This window comes from Vulcaniibacterium thermophilum (assembly GCF_007923255.1).
Lineage (GTDB): Bacteria > Pseudomonadota > Gammaproteobacteria > Xanthomonadales > Xanthomonadaceae > Lysobacter_F > Lysobacter_F thermophilum.
In genome coordinates this window covers 19,466-34,181 of record NZ_VOHJ01000001.1, presented here as the reverse complement: position 1 = coordinate 34,181, position 14,716 = coordinate 19,466, and the positions used below count along the sequence as shown (strand labels likewise).

16 protein-coding genes are annotated in these 14,716 nt (G+C 71.0%); 6 read left to right on the top strand and 10 right to left on the bottom strand.

Going from position 1 to position 14,716, the window contains the following annotated elements:
• Positions 1-106 precede the first annotated feature (106 nt).
• The 6 genes from lptD to FQY64_RS00165 all read left to right on the top strand — a co-directional run bounded on the left by lptD (position 107) and on the right by FQY64_RS00165 (position 7,160).
• Positions 107-2,572 carry an LPS assembly protein LptD gene (gene lptD, locus FQY64_RS00190; protein ID WP_146471684.1) on the top strand — a complete coding sequence of 822 codons (2,466 nt, stop codon included), beginning with the start codon at positions 107-109 and terminating at the stop codon, positions 2,570-2,572.
• Positions 2,569-3,909, top strand: coding sequence for a peptidylprolyl isomerase (locus FQY64_RS00185; protein ID WP_146471683.1), 1,341 nt, complete (start codon positions 2,569-2,571; stop codon positions 3,907-3,909). The genes lptD and FQY64_RS00185 overlap by 4 nt, the downstream gene beginning before the upstream one ends.
• Positions 3,909-4,895, top strand: coding sequence for a 4-hydroxythreonine-4-phosphate dehydrogenase PdxA (gene pdxA, locus FQY64_RS00180; RefSeq protein ID WP_146471682.1), 987 nt, complete (start codon positions 3,909-3,911; stop codon positions 4,893-4,895). The genes FQY64_RS00185 and pdxA overlap by 1 nt, the downstream gene beginning before the upstream one ends.
• A gap of 100 nt (positions 4,896-4,995) precedes the next feature.
• Positions 4,996-5,802 carry a 16S rRNA (adenine(1518)-N(6)/adenine(1519)-N(6))-dimethyltransferase RsmA gene (gene rsmA, locus FQY64_RS00175; RefSeq protein ID WP_146471681.1) on the top strand — a complete coding sequence of 269 codons (807 nt, stop codon included), beginning with the start codon at positions 4,996-4,998 and terminating at the stop codon, positions 5,800-5,802.
• Positions 5,803-5,909: 107 nt separating this feature from the next.
• Positions 5,910-6,290, top strand: a complete 381-nt coding sequence (gene apaG / locus FQY64_RS00170) for a Co2+/Mg2+ efflux protein ApaG (protein ID WP_146471680.1) — start codon at positions 5,910-5,912, stop codon at positions 6,288-6,290.
• Positions 6,291-6,299: 9 nt separating this feature from the next.
• On the top strand, positions 6,300-7,160 hold the full coding sequence (locus FQY64_RS00165; RefSeq protein ID WP_146471679.1) for a symmetrical bis(5'-nucleosyl)-tetraphosphatase: 861 nt from the start codon (positions 6,300-6,302) through the stop codon (positions 7,158-7,160).
• A gap of 15 nt (positions 7,161-7,175) precedes the next feature.
• On the opposite strand, the gene FQY64_RS00160 is transcribed toward FQY64_RS00165, so the two are convergent.
• The 10 genes from FQY64_RS00160 to FQY64_RS00115 form a co-directional block, all read right to left on the bottom strand.
• Positions 7,176-7,676 (bottom strand): dihydrofolate reductase, encoded by a 501-nt coding sequence (locus FQY64_RS00160; protein ID WP_146471678.1) that lies wholly within the window; start codon positions 7,674-7,676, stop codon positions 7,176-7,178.
• A 4-nt stretch (positions 7,677-7,680) separates the two neighbouring features.
• Positions 7,681-8,217 (bottom strand): DUF2059 domain-containing protein, encoded by a 537-nt coding sequence (locus tag FQY64_RS00155; protein WP_186760815.1) that lies wholly within the window; start codon positions 8,215-8,217, stop codon positions 7,681-7,683.
• 47 nt (positions 8,218-8,264) lie between these two features.
• The gene (locus FQY64_RS00150; RefSeq protein WP_146471676.1) at positions 8,265-9,059 is read right to left on the bottom strand and encodes a thymidylate synthase; all 795 of its coding nucleotides are present in this window, start codon (positions 9,057-9,059) and stop codon (positions 8,265-8,267) included.
• Positions 9,060-9,062: 3 nt separating this feature from the next.
• Positions 9,063-9,932, bottom strand: coding sequence for a prolipoprotein diacylglyceryl transferase (lgt, locus tag FQY64_RS00145; RefSeq protein ID WP_146471675.1), 870 nt, complete (start codon positions 9,930-9,932; stop codon positions 9,063-9,065).
• 237 nt (positions 9,933-10,169) lie between these two features.
• Positions 10,170-10,658, bottom strand: coding sequence for a TPM domain-containing protein (locus FQY64_RS00140; protein ID WP_146471853.1), 489 nt, complete (start codon positions 10,656-10,658; stop codon positions 10,170-10,172).
• Positions 10,659-10,665: 7 nt separating this feature from the next.
• Complete coding sequence (locus tag FQY64_RS00135; RefSeq protein ID WP_229814842.1) at positions 10,666-11,511, bottom strand: TPM domain-containing protein; 846 nt, start codon at positions 11,509-11,511, stop codon at positions 10,666-10,668.
• Between the two features lie 93 nt (positions 11,512-11,604).
• Complete coding sequence (locus FQY64_RS00130; RefSeq protein WP_146471674.1) at positions 11,605-12,261, bottom strand: LemA family protein; 657 nt, start codon at positions 12,259-12,261, stop codon at positions 11,605-11,607.
• Positions 12,262-12,329: 68 nt separating this feature from the next.
• Positions 12,330-13,061, bottom strand: a complete 732-nt coding sequence (locus FQY64_RS00125) for a TerC family protein (protein WP_146471851.1) — start codon at positions 13,059-13,061, stop codon at positions 12,330-12,332.
• 31 nt (positions 13,062-13,092) lie between these two features.
• Complete coding sequence (locus FQY64_RS00120) at positions 13,093-13,473, bottom strand: diacylglycerol kinase (RefSeq protein ID WP_146471673.1); 381 nt, start codon at positions 13,471-13,473, stop codon at positions 13,093-13,095.
• A gap of 148 nt (positions 13,474-13,621) precedes the next feature.
• Positions 13,622-14,641 (bottom strand): isoaspartyl peptidase/L-asparaginase family protein, encoded by a 1,020-nt coding sequence (locus tag FQY64_RS00115; RefSeq protein WP_146471672.1) that lies wholly within the window; start codon positions 14,639-14,641, stop codon positions 13,622-13,624.
• Positions 14,642-14,716 lie beyond the last annotated feature (75 nt).

Sequence of the window (14,716 nt, the reverse complement as noted above, 5' to 3'; positions counted from 1 at the left end):
TGCACGGCGGATGAAGCCCGTTTCCACGAAGATGGCGTCCGCATTGCCGCATCGCAAGCCTTCCGGCAAGCTAGCGGCCGTTTTCCGTCTGCCCGGAACGGTGCTCGTGCGCAAACCTCTCCGCCTGCTGCCGTTGTCGATCTGCATCGCCCTCGCGCTGCCCGCGTTCGCCGCCGAGGGAGAAGACGAGGAGAACTGGGGCCTGTGCCCGATCGAGGACGTGGTGCCGGTATTCCCGGATGCGCCCGCGCCCACCGGCGATGCCGGCACGCGCGTGCAGTTTCCGACCGACATCTCCGGCGACCTGCTGGACGGTCAGCTCGAAGGCGAGGCGGACGACACCGCGGTGATCCGCGGCAACGTCACGCTGACGCGCGGCGACCAGTTCCTCGGCACCGACCAGATGACCTACAACCCCGAGACCGGGCGTTACGTGGCCGAGGGCAGCGTGCGCTACCAGGACTCGGGCATGCGCATCACCGCCACCCGCGCCGAAGGCGACCAGCAAGCCGACCGCCACCGCATCGAGGACGTGCGCTACCAGCTCACCCGCCGCCGCGGCAACGGCGGCGCCGAGCGCGTGGAACTGCGCGGCGACCACGGCGCGCTGATCGGTTCCACCTACTCCACCTGCGCGCCCTCGCAGCGCGCCTGGGAGCTGCGCGCGGAGCGGATCGACATCGACACCGCCGAAGGCCTGGGCGTGGCGCGCAACGCGACGCTGCGCGTCGGCAAGGTGCCCGTGCTGTACGTGCCGTGGTTCATGTTCCCGGTCGACGACCGCCGCCGCACCGGCCTGCTCTACCCGCGGGTCGGCAACTCGGGCCGCAACGGCTTCGACTGGCGCCAGCCGATCTACCTCAACCTCGCACCGAACTACGACGCCACCCTCGAACCACGGCTGATGAGCAAGCGCGGCGTGGCGCTCGGCGGCGAGTTCCGCTGGTTGTACGGCCAAGGCAACGGGCGCGTGGCCGGCACCTGGATGCCCGACGACCAGCTCCCGGACGACGAGCCCGACCGCTACGACGACAACCGCGATGGCGTCTCCACCGAGGCCGAGCGCCCCGGCCGCAACCGCGGCATGTTCCACCTCGACGCGCAACACAGGCTCGACACGCGCTGGCACGCGGCGACCAACCTCAACTGGGTGAGCGACACCCACTACGTCGAGGATTTCAGCAGCAGCACGCTGACCAACTCGGCGTACTTCGTCAGCAGCGACATCGGCGTGTTCGGCCGCGGACGGAACTGGGAGGCCTCGCTCAGTGCCGATCACTACCAGCTCGCCGACTACACCCTCAGCGACGCCAACCTGCCCTTCCATCGCCTGCCGCGGCTGGTGGCGCGCTGGTCGCAGCCGTTCGGGCGGCTGCTGGAGGTGGGCGTGGACGCCGAGGCGGTGCGCTTCGACCACGAGGTCTTCGGCGGCGGCAGCCGCCTCGATGCACGGCCCTACGTGTCCGCCACCATCGGCGGCGCTGCCTGGTACGTCGCGCCACGGCTGGCCTGGCGCTACACCGGCTATGCGCTGGAGAACGACACCGCCGACGCGCTCGCGGAAGCGCGCGCGCGCGCGTTCGCGGCCGAGAACGGGGTACCGTACACCCCGGCGCTGGATGCCTCGTTCCGCAACCGCAGCCCCAGCCGCTCGCTGCCGATCGGCTCGATCGACGCCGGGGTCTACTTCGACCGCTCCTTCCGGTTCCGTGGCGAGCGCTTCCTGCAGACGCTCGAACCGCGCGTGTTCTACCTGCGCGTGCCCTACGAGAACCAGGACGACCTGCCGCTGTTCGACACCAACCTGATGAGCTTCAGTTGGGGTCAACTGTTCCGCGACAACCGCTACACCGGCGCCGACCGCCAGGCGGACGCGAACCAGATCACCACCGCGCTCACCACCCGTTTCATCAGCGAGGACGACGGCCGCGAGCGGCTTTCCGCCAGCCTCGGTCAGATCCATTACCTCGACGAAAGCCGCGTGCGTCTGTACGCGGGCGAGCCGTCGATCGAACGCGGGCGCTCGGCGTGGGTGGCCGAGGTCGGCTTCATGCCCGACGACCGCTGGTCGATCGGCGCCGCCTACCAGTGGAACCCCAAGTTCCGCCGCGAGGATCTGGCCAGCCTGCGCGTGCGCTACCTCGTGGGCGAGGCCGGCGTGATCAACCTGGGCTACCGCTACCGCCGCGACCCGGCCACCGGCAACGACCTGCTCGAGCAGGCCGACCTCTCCTTCCTGTACCCGATCAATCAGAACTGGAGCGTGGTCGGGCGTTACTACTACTCGCTGCTGGAGAAGAAGGAGCTGGAGACCATCGCCGGCGTGCAGTGGGAAAGCTGCTGCCTCGCCGTGCGCGTGGTGGGCCGGCGTTATCTGCGCAACCGCACCGGGGAACTCAACAACGCCCTGCAGGTCGAATTCGAGCTGAAGGGCCTGGGCTCGGCCGGCCAGAAAACCGAGCGCGTGTTGCGCCGTGCTATCCTCGGCTACGACCGCGACGATCTCTACCTCGTGCCGCCTTCGTCGATCCCGCGCGGCCCCGTCGACGACACTTCCGATCCGCTCCCATGAAGACATTCCTCGCGAGTCTCCTCGCCACGCTGCTGCTGTTCGCCGCCGCCGCGCCCGCCCAGCAGCAGACCCAGCCGATCGACCGCATCGTCGCCGTGGTCAACGAGGACGTGGTGCTGCGCAGCGAGCTCGACCGCGCGGTCGCCAACATCCTCCAGCAGTACGCGGGGCGCGAGACCCAGCTGCCTCCGCGCGAGGTGCTCGAGCGTCAGGTGCTGGAGCGGCTGGTGCTGATCAAGCTGCAGGTCGGGCGCGCGCAGGAGAGCGGCATCCGCGTCACCGATCCGGAGATCGACCAGGCGATCGCCGGCATCGCCGCCCAGAACCGCATCACCGTGGAGCAGTTGCGCGAGCAGCTCGCGCGCGACGGCACGTCGTTCAACGAATTCCGCGCCTCGGTGCGCGACGAGATGCTGATCCAGCGCCTGCGCCAGCGCTTCGCGCAGAGCCGGATCGCCGTCAGCGACGCCGAAGTCGACGCCGCGCTCCAGCAGCAGCAGGCCACCGGCAGCCAGTACCGGCTCGCGCACATCCTGGTCGCGCTGCCGGAGAATCCGACGCCCGAGCAGGTGGCCACCGGCCAGAAGAAGATCGAGGGCATCCGCAACCTCATCGAGCGCGGCGAGATGGATTTCGCGGCCGCCGCCGTGCGCTATTCGGACAGCCCCAACGCGCTGGAAGGCGGCGACCTCGGCTGGCGTTCGCTCGACGAGATCCCGCCGGCGTTCGCCAACCTCGTGCGCGGCATGACGGTCGGCCAGGTGGTCGGACCGATCCGCGGCCCGAGCGGCTTCCAGCTCCTGCGTCTGGTGGAGACGCGCGATGCGAGCCAGGCGCAGCCGCGTCTGGTCACCCAGTATCAGGCGCGCCACATCCTGATCCGCGTCGACGAGGACACCAGCGACACCGAGGCGCGCGCGCGCGCCGAGACGCTGCGCGCGCGCATCGCCGGCGGCGCCGATTTCGAGCAGCTTGCGCGCGAGAATTCCGAGGATCTCGGCTCCAAGAGCCGCGGCGGCGACATCGGCTGGTTCACCCGCGACGAGTACGGCCTGGAGTTCGGCAACGCAGTGGCCGGCCTGCAGGACGGCGAGGTGTCGGCGCCGGTGCGTACCCAGGCCGGCTGGCACCTGATCCAGCGCGTCGGCACGCGCGAAACCGACGTCGGCGAGCAGAACCGCCGCGAACAGGTGCGCGAGATGATCGGCCGCCGCAAGCTCGAGGACGAGTGGAACCGCTTCCTCGGCGAGCTGCGCGGCGACGCCTTCGTCGAGATGCGCCTGGACGCCACCGCCGACGCCAACGCCGAGGCGACCGCGCCGACCTCCGGCGGCTGATGGCCCCGCTGCGGCTCGCGCTGGTCCCGGGCGAACCGGCCGGCGTCGGCCCGGAACTGTGCGTCCATCTCGCGCATCGGCCGCGCGAGTGCGCGCTGGTCGCGCTCGCCGATCCGGACACCTTGCGCGCCGCCGCCGCCGTGGTCGGCCGTCCGCTGCATCTGCTGCCCGCGGACGCGGACGCCCGCGGCCCCGGCGAACTGGCGGTGGTGCCGGTGCCGAACGCGGTGCCGACGATCTTCGGCACGCCCGATCCCCGCAATGCCCGTGCCGTCGTCGACGCCCTGCTGCGGGCGGCCGACGGCTGCGTGCGCGGCGACTACGCGGGGCTGGTCACGGGGCCGGTGCACAAGGCGACCGTCAACGCCGGCGGCATCGCCTACAGCGGCACCACCGAACTGCTCGCGGCCCATGCGCGCTGCGACGTGGTGATGATGCTCGCCAATCCGTCGATGCGGGTCGCGCTGGCGACCACGCACCTGCCGTTGCGCGCGGTGCCCGACGCGCTCCAGCCGGCGCCGCTGGAGCGCACGCTGCGCATCCTGCACGCCGCGCTGCGGCGGGACTTCGGCATCGAGGCGCCGCGCATCGCGGTGTTGGGTCTGAACCCCCACGCGGGCGAAGCCGGTCATCTCGGCCGCGAGGAGATCGAGGTCATCGCGCCGGTAGTGACGCGGCTTTGCGCCGAAGGGCTCGCCCTGATCGGCCCCCTGCCCGCGGATACCGCCTTCCTGCCGGCCAGACTGCGCGAGTTCGACGCCGTGCTGGCCATGTACCACGACCAGGGACTGCCCGTGCTCAAGCACGCCGGTTTCGAACAGGCGGTCAACCTGACGCTCGGCCTGCCGTACCCGCGGGTGGCGGTCGATCACGGCACCGCGCTCGATCTGGCCGGCCGCAACGCCGCCGACCCGTCGAGCATGATCGCGGCGATGCAGACCTGCATCGCCATCGCGCGCCGGCGCTCCACGGATCGACACGGATGAACGCCGATCACGCGCGGCGCGCAAAGACCGATCGCCATGCGCCGGGCTGCGTTGCCCGGTCCACGATCGTGCATGCGGATTCGCGGTGGGATCCACTGCCATGAGCCGACCGTTCACCGAACCGCCCAAGAAGCACCTCGGCCAGCACTTCCTGCACGAGCGCGGCATCATCGGAAAGATCGTGCAGGCGGTGGATCCGCAGCCGGGCGATCGCCTCGTGGAGATCGGCCCGGGCCAGGGCGCCATCACCTTTCCGCTGCTGGACCGCCACCGCGCGCTCACCGTGATCGAGTACGACCGCGATCTGATCGCGCCGCTCACCGAGGCCGCGCGCGCGCACGGCGAGCTGACCGTCATCCACCGCGACGTGCTCGAAGTCGACTTCACCGCGCTGGCCGGCGACGGCCCGCCGCTGCGGCTGGTCGGCAACCTGCCGTACAACCTCTCCTCGCCGATCCTGTTCCATGTGCTCGACCACGCCGCGGTCGTGCGCGACATGCACTTCATGCTGCAGAAGGAAGTGGTCGACCGCATGGCCGCCGCGCCGGGCAGCAAGGTGTACGGGCGGCTGAGCGTGATGCTGCAGGCCTACTGCACGGTCACGTCCCTGTTCCGGGTGCCGCCCGGCGCGTTCCGTCCGCCGCCCAAGGTCGACTCCGCGGTGGTGCGGCTGGTGCCCCGCCGGCGCGAGGACATCGGCATCGCCGATCCGGGCCGCTTCGCGGCGGTGGTGCGCGACGCGTTCGGCCAGCGCCGCAAGACCTTGCGCAACGCGCTGGCGCAGCAGTGCGACGCGGCGACGATCGAGGCCGCCGGGCTGCGTCCCGACGCGCGTGCCGAGCAGGTCGCGGTGGCGGACTTCGTGCGTCTTGCCAACCTCCTCGGCCAGCGCAGCGGTCCGACCTGAGCCGCCACGCGCGGCCGCACGCGCAGGCCCGATCGCGCCCGCGCGCATGGGAAAACCCCTACGGCCCTTCATTCCACGCGCCGTTCGCGATTGCTTACACTGCCGGGATGAGCCGCAACGATTACGCCCTCGACATCGCCGTCGCCACGCGCTACCTCGAAGACCAGTCCGAGCCGGAAAAGAACCGCTACGTCTTCTCCTACACCATCCACATCCGCAACAGCGGCCGGGTGCCGGCGCGCCTGCTGGCGCGCCGCTGGGTGATCACCGACGCCAACGGCAAGGTGCAGGAAATCGAGGGCGAGGGCGTGGTCGGCCAGCAGCCGCGCCTGCGGCCCGGCGAGGACTTCGAGTACACCTCCGGCGCGGTGCTGGAGACCAGCCTCGGCACCATGCAGGGCAGCTACGCGATGCTGGCCGACGACGGCACGCGCTTCGAGGCGCCGATCCCGGCGTTCACGCTCAGCACGCCGCGCACACTGCACTGAGGCCGCGCGATGGCGATCTGGGCGATCGGCGATCTGCAGGGCTGTCTCGATCCGTTGCAGCGGCTGCTCGAGAAGATCCGCTTCGACCCTGCCACCGACCGGCTTTGGTTCTGCGGCGACCTGGTGAACCGCGGTGGCCAGTCGCTCGAGACCCTGCGGCTGGTGCATTCGCTGCGCGAACAGAGCGTGGTCGTGCTCGGCAACCACGACCTGTCGCTGCTGGCGATCGCGCAGCGCAAGCCGGAAGAGCAGCGCAAGGTCAATCCGGACCTGCAGCGGATCCTGTTCGCCGACGATGGCGCGGAGCTGCTGGGCTGGCTGCGCCGGCAGAAGCTGGCACACGTGGACCGCCGCCTCGGCTGGATGATGGTCCATGCCGGGCTGGCGCCGAAGTGGACCACGCAAATGGCCGAGCGCTACGCGGCCGAGGTGGAGAAGCAACTGCACGGCGAGCAGCACGCCAAGCTGCTGAAGAACATGTACGGCGACGCGCCGGCATGGAATCCGCGACTGAACGGCATCGACCGCTGGCGCGCGATCATCAACGTCTTCACGCGCCTGCGCTACTGCACGCCACGCGGCCGCATCGGCTTCGAGGACAAGGGCGCGCCGGGCACGCAGCCGGCCGGTCTGTACCCGTGGTACGAAGTGCCCGGCCGCGTGGAGCGCGACCTGAGGATCGTCTGCGGGCACTGGTCCACGCTCGGGCTGATGATCGGCCACGGCGTGCACGCGATCGACACCGGCGCGGTGTGGGGCGGCAGGCTCACCGCGCTGCGGCTGGACGGCGAGGCCCTGTGCGTGGTGCAGGTGCCCGGCCGCGACGTGCCGGCCGATCCGCCGAAGCCGCGACCGCCGTCCAGGCGCTGAACGGCCGGCGGACCGCTAGCCGCCGCGCCGCGCGTAGTCGACGAATTCGAACGCGAACGCATGCCGCGCGTCCGCCGGATGCGCCTGCCGCGAGGTCACCGTCCACGCTTCCGCATCGAACGGCGGAAAGAACGCATCGGCGTCCCCGACTTCCGTGTCGACCCAGGTCAGGTGCATCTGGCGCGCGCGCGGCAGGCACAGTGCGAACACGTCGCCGCCGCCGATCACCGCCACCTCCGGCGCGTCGGCGACCGCCTCCAGTGCCGTCTCCAGCGCCGCGAACGGCTCCATGCCGGGAAACGGCACCGCGCCGCTGCGCGTAAGCACCAGGTTCCGGCGGCCAGGCAGCGCCCGTCCCAGCGATTCGGCCGTACGCCGCCCCATCAGCACCGGCTTGCCCAGCGTGAGCGCCTTGAACCGGCGCAGGTCGTCCGGCAGGTGCCAGGGCAGCGCGTTGCCGCGCCCGATCGCGTAGCGGCGGTCGAGCGCGGCGATCAGGCTCAGGCGCGGCGCCATGCGCTCACTTCTTCTGGCACTCCAGCATCACCGGCATGACCTTGGCGAAGAGCTGGGACAGCATCTCCTGGAACTCGGGACGCTCGAACAGCTTCTCCGCGCTGGCCTCGACCGCGCGCTCGGCCTCGCCGGAGGCCAGCCGGTTGTGCTCGATGTAGCGCCGTCCGGCGGGCGTGTCGGCGAAGGCGAGGTAGGCGTTGAGGTCCTCGAGCGTGAGGTGCTTGCGCAGCGCGCCTTCGATCTCCTCGCGCAGCGCCGGCGACGTGAAGTACTTCTGCGCGGCGGTGCGGAACTCCTTGTCGGCGAACTCGTCCATCGTGCGGGTGAGCTTCGCGCAGTCCTGCTCCTGCAGCTTGCCGGTCGCGCCCTGGCGGAAGCTTTCGACGACCTTGTCGATGTTGAGCGTGGCCAGCTCGTGGCCGATGGTCAGCTCGTAATAGCGGTCCAGCGCCGCCTCGTAAGCGGCATCCGCCGGCGCGGCCTGCACCGCCGGCGCCGTCAGCAACAGGGCGGCGGCCGCCCATTTCCATCCCCGGATCATCCTCTTCACTCCCCTTTTTCGAGCGGCCGGCGGCCGCATGGTCAGAATCACACCGCCACCGGCGCGCGGATCGCCGGATGCGGCTCGTAACCTTCGATGGCGATGTCGTCGTAGGTGAACGCGAAGAGATCGCGCACCGCGGGATTCAGCCGCAGGCGCGGCAGCGGTCGCGGTTCGCGGCTCAACTGCTCGCGCGCCTGCTCGACGTGGTTCGAATACAGATGCGCATCGCCCAGCGTGTGCACGAACTCGCCGACGCCGAGCCCGCACACCTGCGCCACCATGTGGGTCAGCAGCGCGTAGCTGGCGATGTTGAACGGTACGCCGAGAAAGATGTCGCCGCTGCGCTGGTAGAGCTGGCAACTGAGCTTGCCGTCGGCGACGTAGAACTGGAACAGCGCATGGCACGGCATCAGCGCCATCTTCGGCAGATCGGCGACGTTCCAGGCGGAGACGATCAGCCGGCGCGAGTCGGGATTGCGGCGGATCTCGTCGACCACCCAGCGGATCTGGTCGATCTCGCTGCCGTCGGGCGCGCTCCAGCGGCGCCACTGCTTGCCGTACACCGGACCGAGCTCGCCGTCGGCGTCGGCCCACTCGTCCCAGATCGTCACCTTGTTCTCGCGCAGGTAGGCGATGTTGGTCTCGCCGCGCAGGAACCACAGCAGCTCGTGCACGATCGAGCGCAGGTGCAGCTTCTTGGTGGTGACCAGCGGAAAACCTTCGTTGAGGTCGAACCGCATCTGCCAGCCGAACACGCTGCGGGTGCCGGTGCCGGTGCGGTCGGCCTTGTCGGTGCCGTGCTCGAGCACGTGGCGCAGCAGCTCCAGGTACTGGCGCATCGCTCAGGCCCTCGCCGGCTGCAGCACCGGCGCGCGGCGCGACAGCGCCAGCAGCACCACGCCGAGCGCGATCAGCGGCAGGCTCAGCGCCTGCCCCATCGTCAGCCAGCCGAAGGCGAGGTAGCCGATGTCGGCGTCGGGCACGCGCACGAATTCGACCAGAAAGCGGAACGTGCCGTACAGCAGCGCGAACAGCCCGGACACGGTGTACCGGCGGCGCGGCATGCGCGAGAACGTCCACAGCACGAGGAACATCGCCAGGCCCTCGAGCGCAGCCTCGTAAAGCTGCGAGGGATGGCGCGCGAACGCGTCGAGCAGACCGGCCTCGTGCGCGCTGCGCAGCGCCGCCGCATCGAACTGCGCGTAGGGCGCCGGCAGCGCGCGCGGGAAGATCACGCCCCAGCCGGCATCGGTCTGCTTGCCCCACAGCTCGCCGCCGATGAAGTTGCCCAGACGCCCGAACAGCAGCCCGGGCGTCACCAGCGGCGCGATGAAATCCATCGTGTCGAAGAAGTGCAACCGCTGCCGGCGCGACCACAGCCAGCAGGCGAGCAGCACGCCGAGCAGGCCGCCGTGGAAGCTCATGCCGCCTTCCCAGACGCGGAACAGCGACAGCGGCTCGCGCAGGAAGTCGTCGAACGCGTAGAACAGGATGTAGCCGATGCGGCCGCCGAGCACCACGCCGAGCATGGCGTAGAACATCAGGTCGCCGAACGCCTGGTCGCCCACGCCCGGCAGCCGCCCCGCGCGAACGCGGCGCTGGCCCAGCCACCAGGCGACCGCGAAACCGAGCAGGTACATGATCCCGTACCAGTGGACCGTGACCGGACCGAAGGAGAACGCGATCGGGTCGATCTGGTGCAGGTAGGTCATGGCGCTCGGAGACCGGGGCTGGGGGCCTATTGTGCGGCAAAGCCCACGCCGACGGACGCGCCCCTGCAGGCGCAGCTTCGGCCGCGACTCCCGCCGCGCCACGCGCCTTCGCCGCCGCCCTCACCGCAACCCCTCGTCCGGCCCGCCGCAGCGCGGCGGGCGTTCGCGGCGCGCGAGCCTGCGGCCCGCAAACGCGCCTCTGCACCGCACGCGGGAGACGGCTTGGAGGAAACCGTCCTACAGGATGTGGGGGCGGTCCGGCAGTTCGTTGGGGTCGGACGCGCCCTCGATCCGCGGGAAATGCGTCGCCACGCACTCGTGCAACGCGGCGATGCCGTGCAGCACGCCGGCTTCGTACTCGCCGCGCCGCAGCCGCGCCTCGATGCCCCGGCAGATCGCGGTCCAGTGGGCGTCGTCCACCCGGCCGCGGAAGCCGCGATCGGCCACGATCTCGATCCGGTGGTCGGCCAGCAGCAGATACAGCAGCACGCCGTTGTTGGCCTCGGTGTCCCACACGCGCAGTTGCGCGAACACCTCGCAGGCGCGCTGGCGCGCGTCGACGCCGGCCCAGGCCGCGGCCAGCGGCAGCGCCGCTTCCACGGCGAAGCAGACCTCGCCGGTGTGGCGGCGCTCGCCCGCGGCGATCGCCTCGGTGATGCGCGCAAGGCTCGCCTCGGGGAAGCGGCGCGCGACCGACGGGGGAAACAGATGACGCAGCAGGCGCATGCTCACCTCACCAGCTTCCGGAGGCGCCGCCGCCTCCGCTCATGCCGCCGCCGCCCGACCAGCCGCCTCCGCCGCCGAAGCCGCCGCCCCCGCCGAACCCGCCCGGGAAGCCGCCCCAGCCGCCGCCCCAGTGCCCGCCGCGCACGTAGCGCCCGGGCGCCGCCCCCGGCAGCGCCATGAAGAACCCGAGCAGCCCGGCGAACAGTCCGACCGGCAGCAGCGCGGAGATCAGCCAGGCGATGCCGCCCGCCGCGCCGCCGCCGGCGACCCCGCGCACCAGCACCGGTGCGCGGCGGAACATCGCACGCACCACCTGCGCCACCACGAATGCCGCGAACAGCGCCAGCACCCAGCTTCCGCCGCCGTCCGCGGCGGGCGCATGGTCGGCCATCGGCGGCGGCAGCGGCTCGCCGTCGATCAGGCGCACCAGCGCGGCGGTGGCGTCGACGATGCCGCCGGCATAGTCGCCCTGGCGGAAGCGCGGCACCAGGTACTCCTGGATCACCCGGACCGCGATCGCGTCCGGAATCGCCCCCTCCAGTCCGTAACCGACTTCGATCCGCACCCGCCGGTCGTTCTTCGCGACCACCAGCAGCACGCCGTCGTCGACCTTCTCGCGGCCGAGACGGTACTGCTCGTAGGCGCGCACCGCGTACTGCGCGATGTCCTCCGGCTGCGTGGTCGGCACGATCAGCACCTGCAACTGCGCGCCCTTGCGCTGTTGCAGCGCCAGCGCCTGCGCCTCGAGGCGTTGCCGCGTCGGCGCATCGAGGGTGCCGGTGGTGTCGATCACCGGCGAGGACAGCGGCGGGATCGGCGCCAGCTCCTGCGCCCATGCCGGCATCAGCGCCATCGCCAGCACGAGCAGCGCCGCCGCGAACGCGCGCCACGCCGTCGCGCGGGCGGGGACGGGGGATTCCTGGAGCGGCCGCGGCATGACGCCGGCTCAGCCTCCAGCCGGCTCGGGCGTCGGCTGGGAAGGCGCGGGCGATTGCGGCTGCGGCTGCGGCTGCGCCGGCTGCGGCCGGGCGGGCGTGCCGAAATCGACCGTCGGCGCCTGCTGGATCGCGGCCTCGTTCTCCACCGTGAAGTTCGGGCGCGTCTTGTAGCCGAACATCATCGCCGTCAGATTGACCGGGAACTGGCGGATGTAGGTGTTGTAGTCCTGCACCGCCTGGATGTAGCGCTGGCGCTCGACCGCGATCCGGTTCTCGGTGCCTTCCAGTTGCGCCTGCAAGGCGAGGAACTGCTGGTCGGCCTTGAGCTGCGGGTAGTTCTCGCTGACCACCAGCAGCCGGCCGATCGCGCTGCGCAGCTCGCCCTGCGCCTGCTCGAACTGGCGCAGCGATTGCGGATCGCCGGCGTCGACGTTGATGCTGCCGACGCGGGCGCGCGCCTCGGTGACCTGGGTGAGCACCTGCTGCTCGTGCGCCGCGTAGCCGCGCACGGTGGCGACCAGATTCGGCACCAGATCGGCGCGGCGCTTGTAGACGTTGATGACCTGCGACCAGGCGGCGTTCACCGCCTCGTCCTTCTGCTGGATGGTGTTGTAGCCGCAGCCGCTCAGCAGCGCGGCCAGCAGGATCACGACCAGGACACGCATGGACCGTCTCCTCGTGGCGGGGGTGCGCAGGATGGCAGCACACCCGTCCACGCCGCGCAACGGCCCGGCTATTCCGGCTGCAGGCGCCGCTGGGCCCGGCGCCGGGCCCACAGGTTGAGCGCCTCCACCGCGGCGGAGAAGCCCATCGCGAAGTACACGTAGGCCTTCGGCACGTGCAGCTCGAAGCCGTCCAGCACCAGATACACGCCGACCAGCACGATGAAGGCGAGCGCCAGCATCTTGATGGTCGGATTGGTGTCGATGAAGTGGCCCAGCGGCTTGGACGCCAGCAGCATCACCGCCACCGCCAGCAGGATCGCGGCGACCATCACCGGGATGTGGTTGGCCATGCCCACCGCGGCGATGACCGAATCGAGCGAGAACACGATGTCGATGATCGCGATCTGCGCGATCACCGCCCAGAACGCGGTGGCCGGGCGGGTGTGGATGTCCTCCTCTTCCGGCTCGCCGGCGATCAGGTCGCGGATCTCGCCGGTGCCCTTCACCACCAGGAACGCGCCGCCGAGGATCAGCACCAGGTCGCGCACCGAAATGCCGTGCCCCATCACCGAGAACAGATCGTCGGTCAGACCGGCCAGCCAGGCGAGCGTGACCAGCAGGCCGATGCGGGTGATGCACGCCACCGCGATGCCGAACTTGCGCGCGACCTCACGCCGCGCGTACGGCAGCTTGCTGACCGCGATCGAGATGAACACCAGGTTGTCGATGCCGAGCACGATCTCGATCGCGCTCAGCGTGAACAGGGTGATCCACACCTGCGGATCGGTCAGCAGCTCCATCACGGACGGGTTTTCCTCTTTTCTCGTTGTTTCAGAACAGGCGCGGGCCCAGGATCGAGCCCCACACCAGCAGCACGTTCAGCATGACCACCAGCACCGCCGCCGAGCCCATGTCCTTGGCTCGGCCGGCCAGCTCGTGGAACTCGGCGCCGTAGCGCTCGATCACCGCCTCCACGGCCGAGTTCAGCAGCTCCACCGACAGCACCAGCAGCAGCGATCCGACCAGCAGCACGCGCTCCACCGGCGTCTGTCCGGCCCACCAGCCGAGCGGCGCCAGCACGACGAACAGGTAGACCTCCAGCCGGAACGAGGACTCGTGCAGCCAGGCGGCCCTCAGGCCCTTGAGCGACCACCAGGCCGCCTTCAGCACCCGCCCCGGCCCGCGCGGCAGGTGCCCGTATTCGTCCGCCATGTGCGCCCCCCGACGCTGACGTTGTGGTGCCCGGGCGCCATCCTGTCGTCCGACGAGCGCCTGCGCGGAGCCGTCTCCGGCGGCCGCGACAGGCGGGGAATTCTGCCACAAGGCCCCGTGGCGTCCGGCCGCGGCCGGACGGGGCGGTTCAGTCTTCGTGGATCGCGGTGCCGCGGCTGCCGTCGGATCGGATCCAGCCGCGGAACATGCTGCCGCTGTTGAACGGCATGGCGATGTTGCCGTCGCGGTCGAGCGCGATCGCGCCGCCGTCGCCGCCGGCGGCGGGGACGATGCGGTTCACCACCTCCTCGGCGGCGTCCTGCAGCGATTGCCCGCGGTAGGCCACGCGGGCGCAGATGTCGTGCGCCACCGCGTAGCGGATGTAGAACTCGCCCCAGCCGGTGCCGGACACGCCGCAGCGCTCGTCGGCCCAGGTGCCGGCGCCGATGATCGGCGAGTCGCCCACCCGGCCGTAGCGCTTGTTGGTCATGCCGCCGGTGCTGGTCGCGGCGGCGATGCGGCCCTGCGCGTCCAGCGCGACCGCGCCGACGGTGCCGAAGTAGGCCGGCATGTCGCTGTCGGAATCGCGCACCGCGGCGCGCTTCTCGCGCTCGGCGCGCTGCGCCTTCTCGAGCTGTTCGCGGCGGTGCGGGGTGTCGAACCAGGTGTTCGGCACGCGGCGGATCTCCGGTCGCGTGTCGGCGAATTCCTCCGCGCCCGCGCCGGCGAGCATCACGTGCGGCGTGTGCTCCATCACCGCACGCGCCAGCCGGATCGGGTTGCGCACCGTGGTCACTCCGGCGACTGCGCCGGCGCGCCGGGTGTGGCCGTCCATGATCGAGGCGTCGAGTTCGTGCGCGCCCTTGGCGTTGAACACCGCGCCCTTGCCGGCATTGAAGCGCGGCGAATCCTCCAGCACGACGACCGCCGCCTCGACCGCGTCGAGCGCGCTGCCGCCGCGGGCCAGGATCGCGTAGCCGGCATCCAGCGCGCGGTTGAGCGTGGCATGCACCTCGCGCCGGTCCTCCTCGCCGAGCGCATCCTTGGGCACGAAGCCGGCGCCGCCGTGGATGACCAGCGCCACCCGGCGTTCGGGAGCGGGCGCGGCGGGTTCGGCGGCGTGGGTGGACATGGCGGCAAGCAGGAGCAGCGCGGCGACGGTTCGCATGTGGACGGACGGCGGTGTGCGGGCTGCCCAGATTCGCCGATTCGCGGCGGCGCAGGAAGGCCCGCGGCCCGAGCG

Coding starts and splice junctions, on each gene's coding strand:
- FQY64_RS00185 (WP_146471683.1), top strand. CDS start 2,569: ATGAAGACATTCCTCGCGAGTCTCCTCGCCACGCTGCTGCTGTTCGCC.
- pdxA (WP_146471682.1), top strand. CDS start 3,909: ATGGCCCCGCTGCGGCTCGCGCTGGTCCCGGGCGAACCGGCCGGCGTC.
- rsmA (WP_146471681.1), top strand. CDS start 4,996: ATGAGCCGACCGTTCACCGAACCGCCCAAGAAGCACCTCGGCCAGCAC.
- apaG (WP_146471680.1), top strand. CDS start 5,910: ATGAGCCGCAACGATTACGCCCTCGACATCGCCGTCGCCACGCGCTAC.
- FQY64_RS00165 (WP_146471679.1), top strand. CDS start 6,300: ATGGCGATCTGGGCGATCGGCGATCTGCAGGGCTGTCTCGATCCGTTG.
- FQY64_RS00160 (WP_146471678.1), bottom strand. CDS start 7,676: ATGGCGCCGCGCCTGAGCCTGATCGCCGCGCTCGACCGCCGCTACGCG.
- FQY64_RS00155 (WP_186760815.1), bottom strand. CDS start 8,217: ATGATCCGGGGATGGAAATGGGCGGCCGCCGCCCTGTTGCTGACGGCG.
- FQY64_RS00150 (WP_146471676.1), bottom strand. CDS start 9,059: ATGCGCCAGTACCTGGAGCTGCTGCGCCACGTGCTCGAGCACGGCACC.
- lgt (WP_146471675.1), bottom strand. CDS start 9,932: ATGACCTACCTGCACCAGATCGACCCGATCGCGTTCTCCTTCGGTCCG.
- FQY64_RS00140 (WP_146471853.1), bottom strand. CDS start 10,658: ATGCGCCTGCTGCGTCATCTGTTTCCCCCGTCGGTCGCGCGCCGCTTC.
- FQY64_RS00135 (WP_229814842.1), bottom strand. CDS start 11,511: ATGGCGCTGATGCCGGCATGGGCGCAGGAGCTGGCGCCGATCCCGCCG.
- FQY64_RS00130 (WP_146471674.1), bottom strand. CDS start 12,261: ATGCGTGTCCTGGTCGTGATCCTGCTGGCCGCGCTGCTGAGCGGCTGC.
- FQY64_RS00125 (WP_146471851.1), bottom strand. CDS start 13,061: ATGGAGCTGCTGACCGATCCGCAGGTGTGGATCACCCTGTTCACGCTG.
- FQY64_RS00120 (WP_146471673.1), bottom strand. CDS start 13,473: ATGGCGGACGAATACGGGCACCTGCCGCGCGGGCCGGGGCGGGTGCTG.
- FQY64_RS00115 (WP_146471672.1), bottom strand. CDS start 14,641: ATGCGAACCGTCGCCGCGCTGCTCCTGCTTGCCGCCATGTCCACCCAC.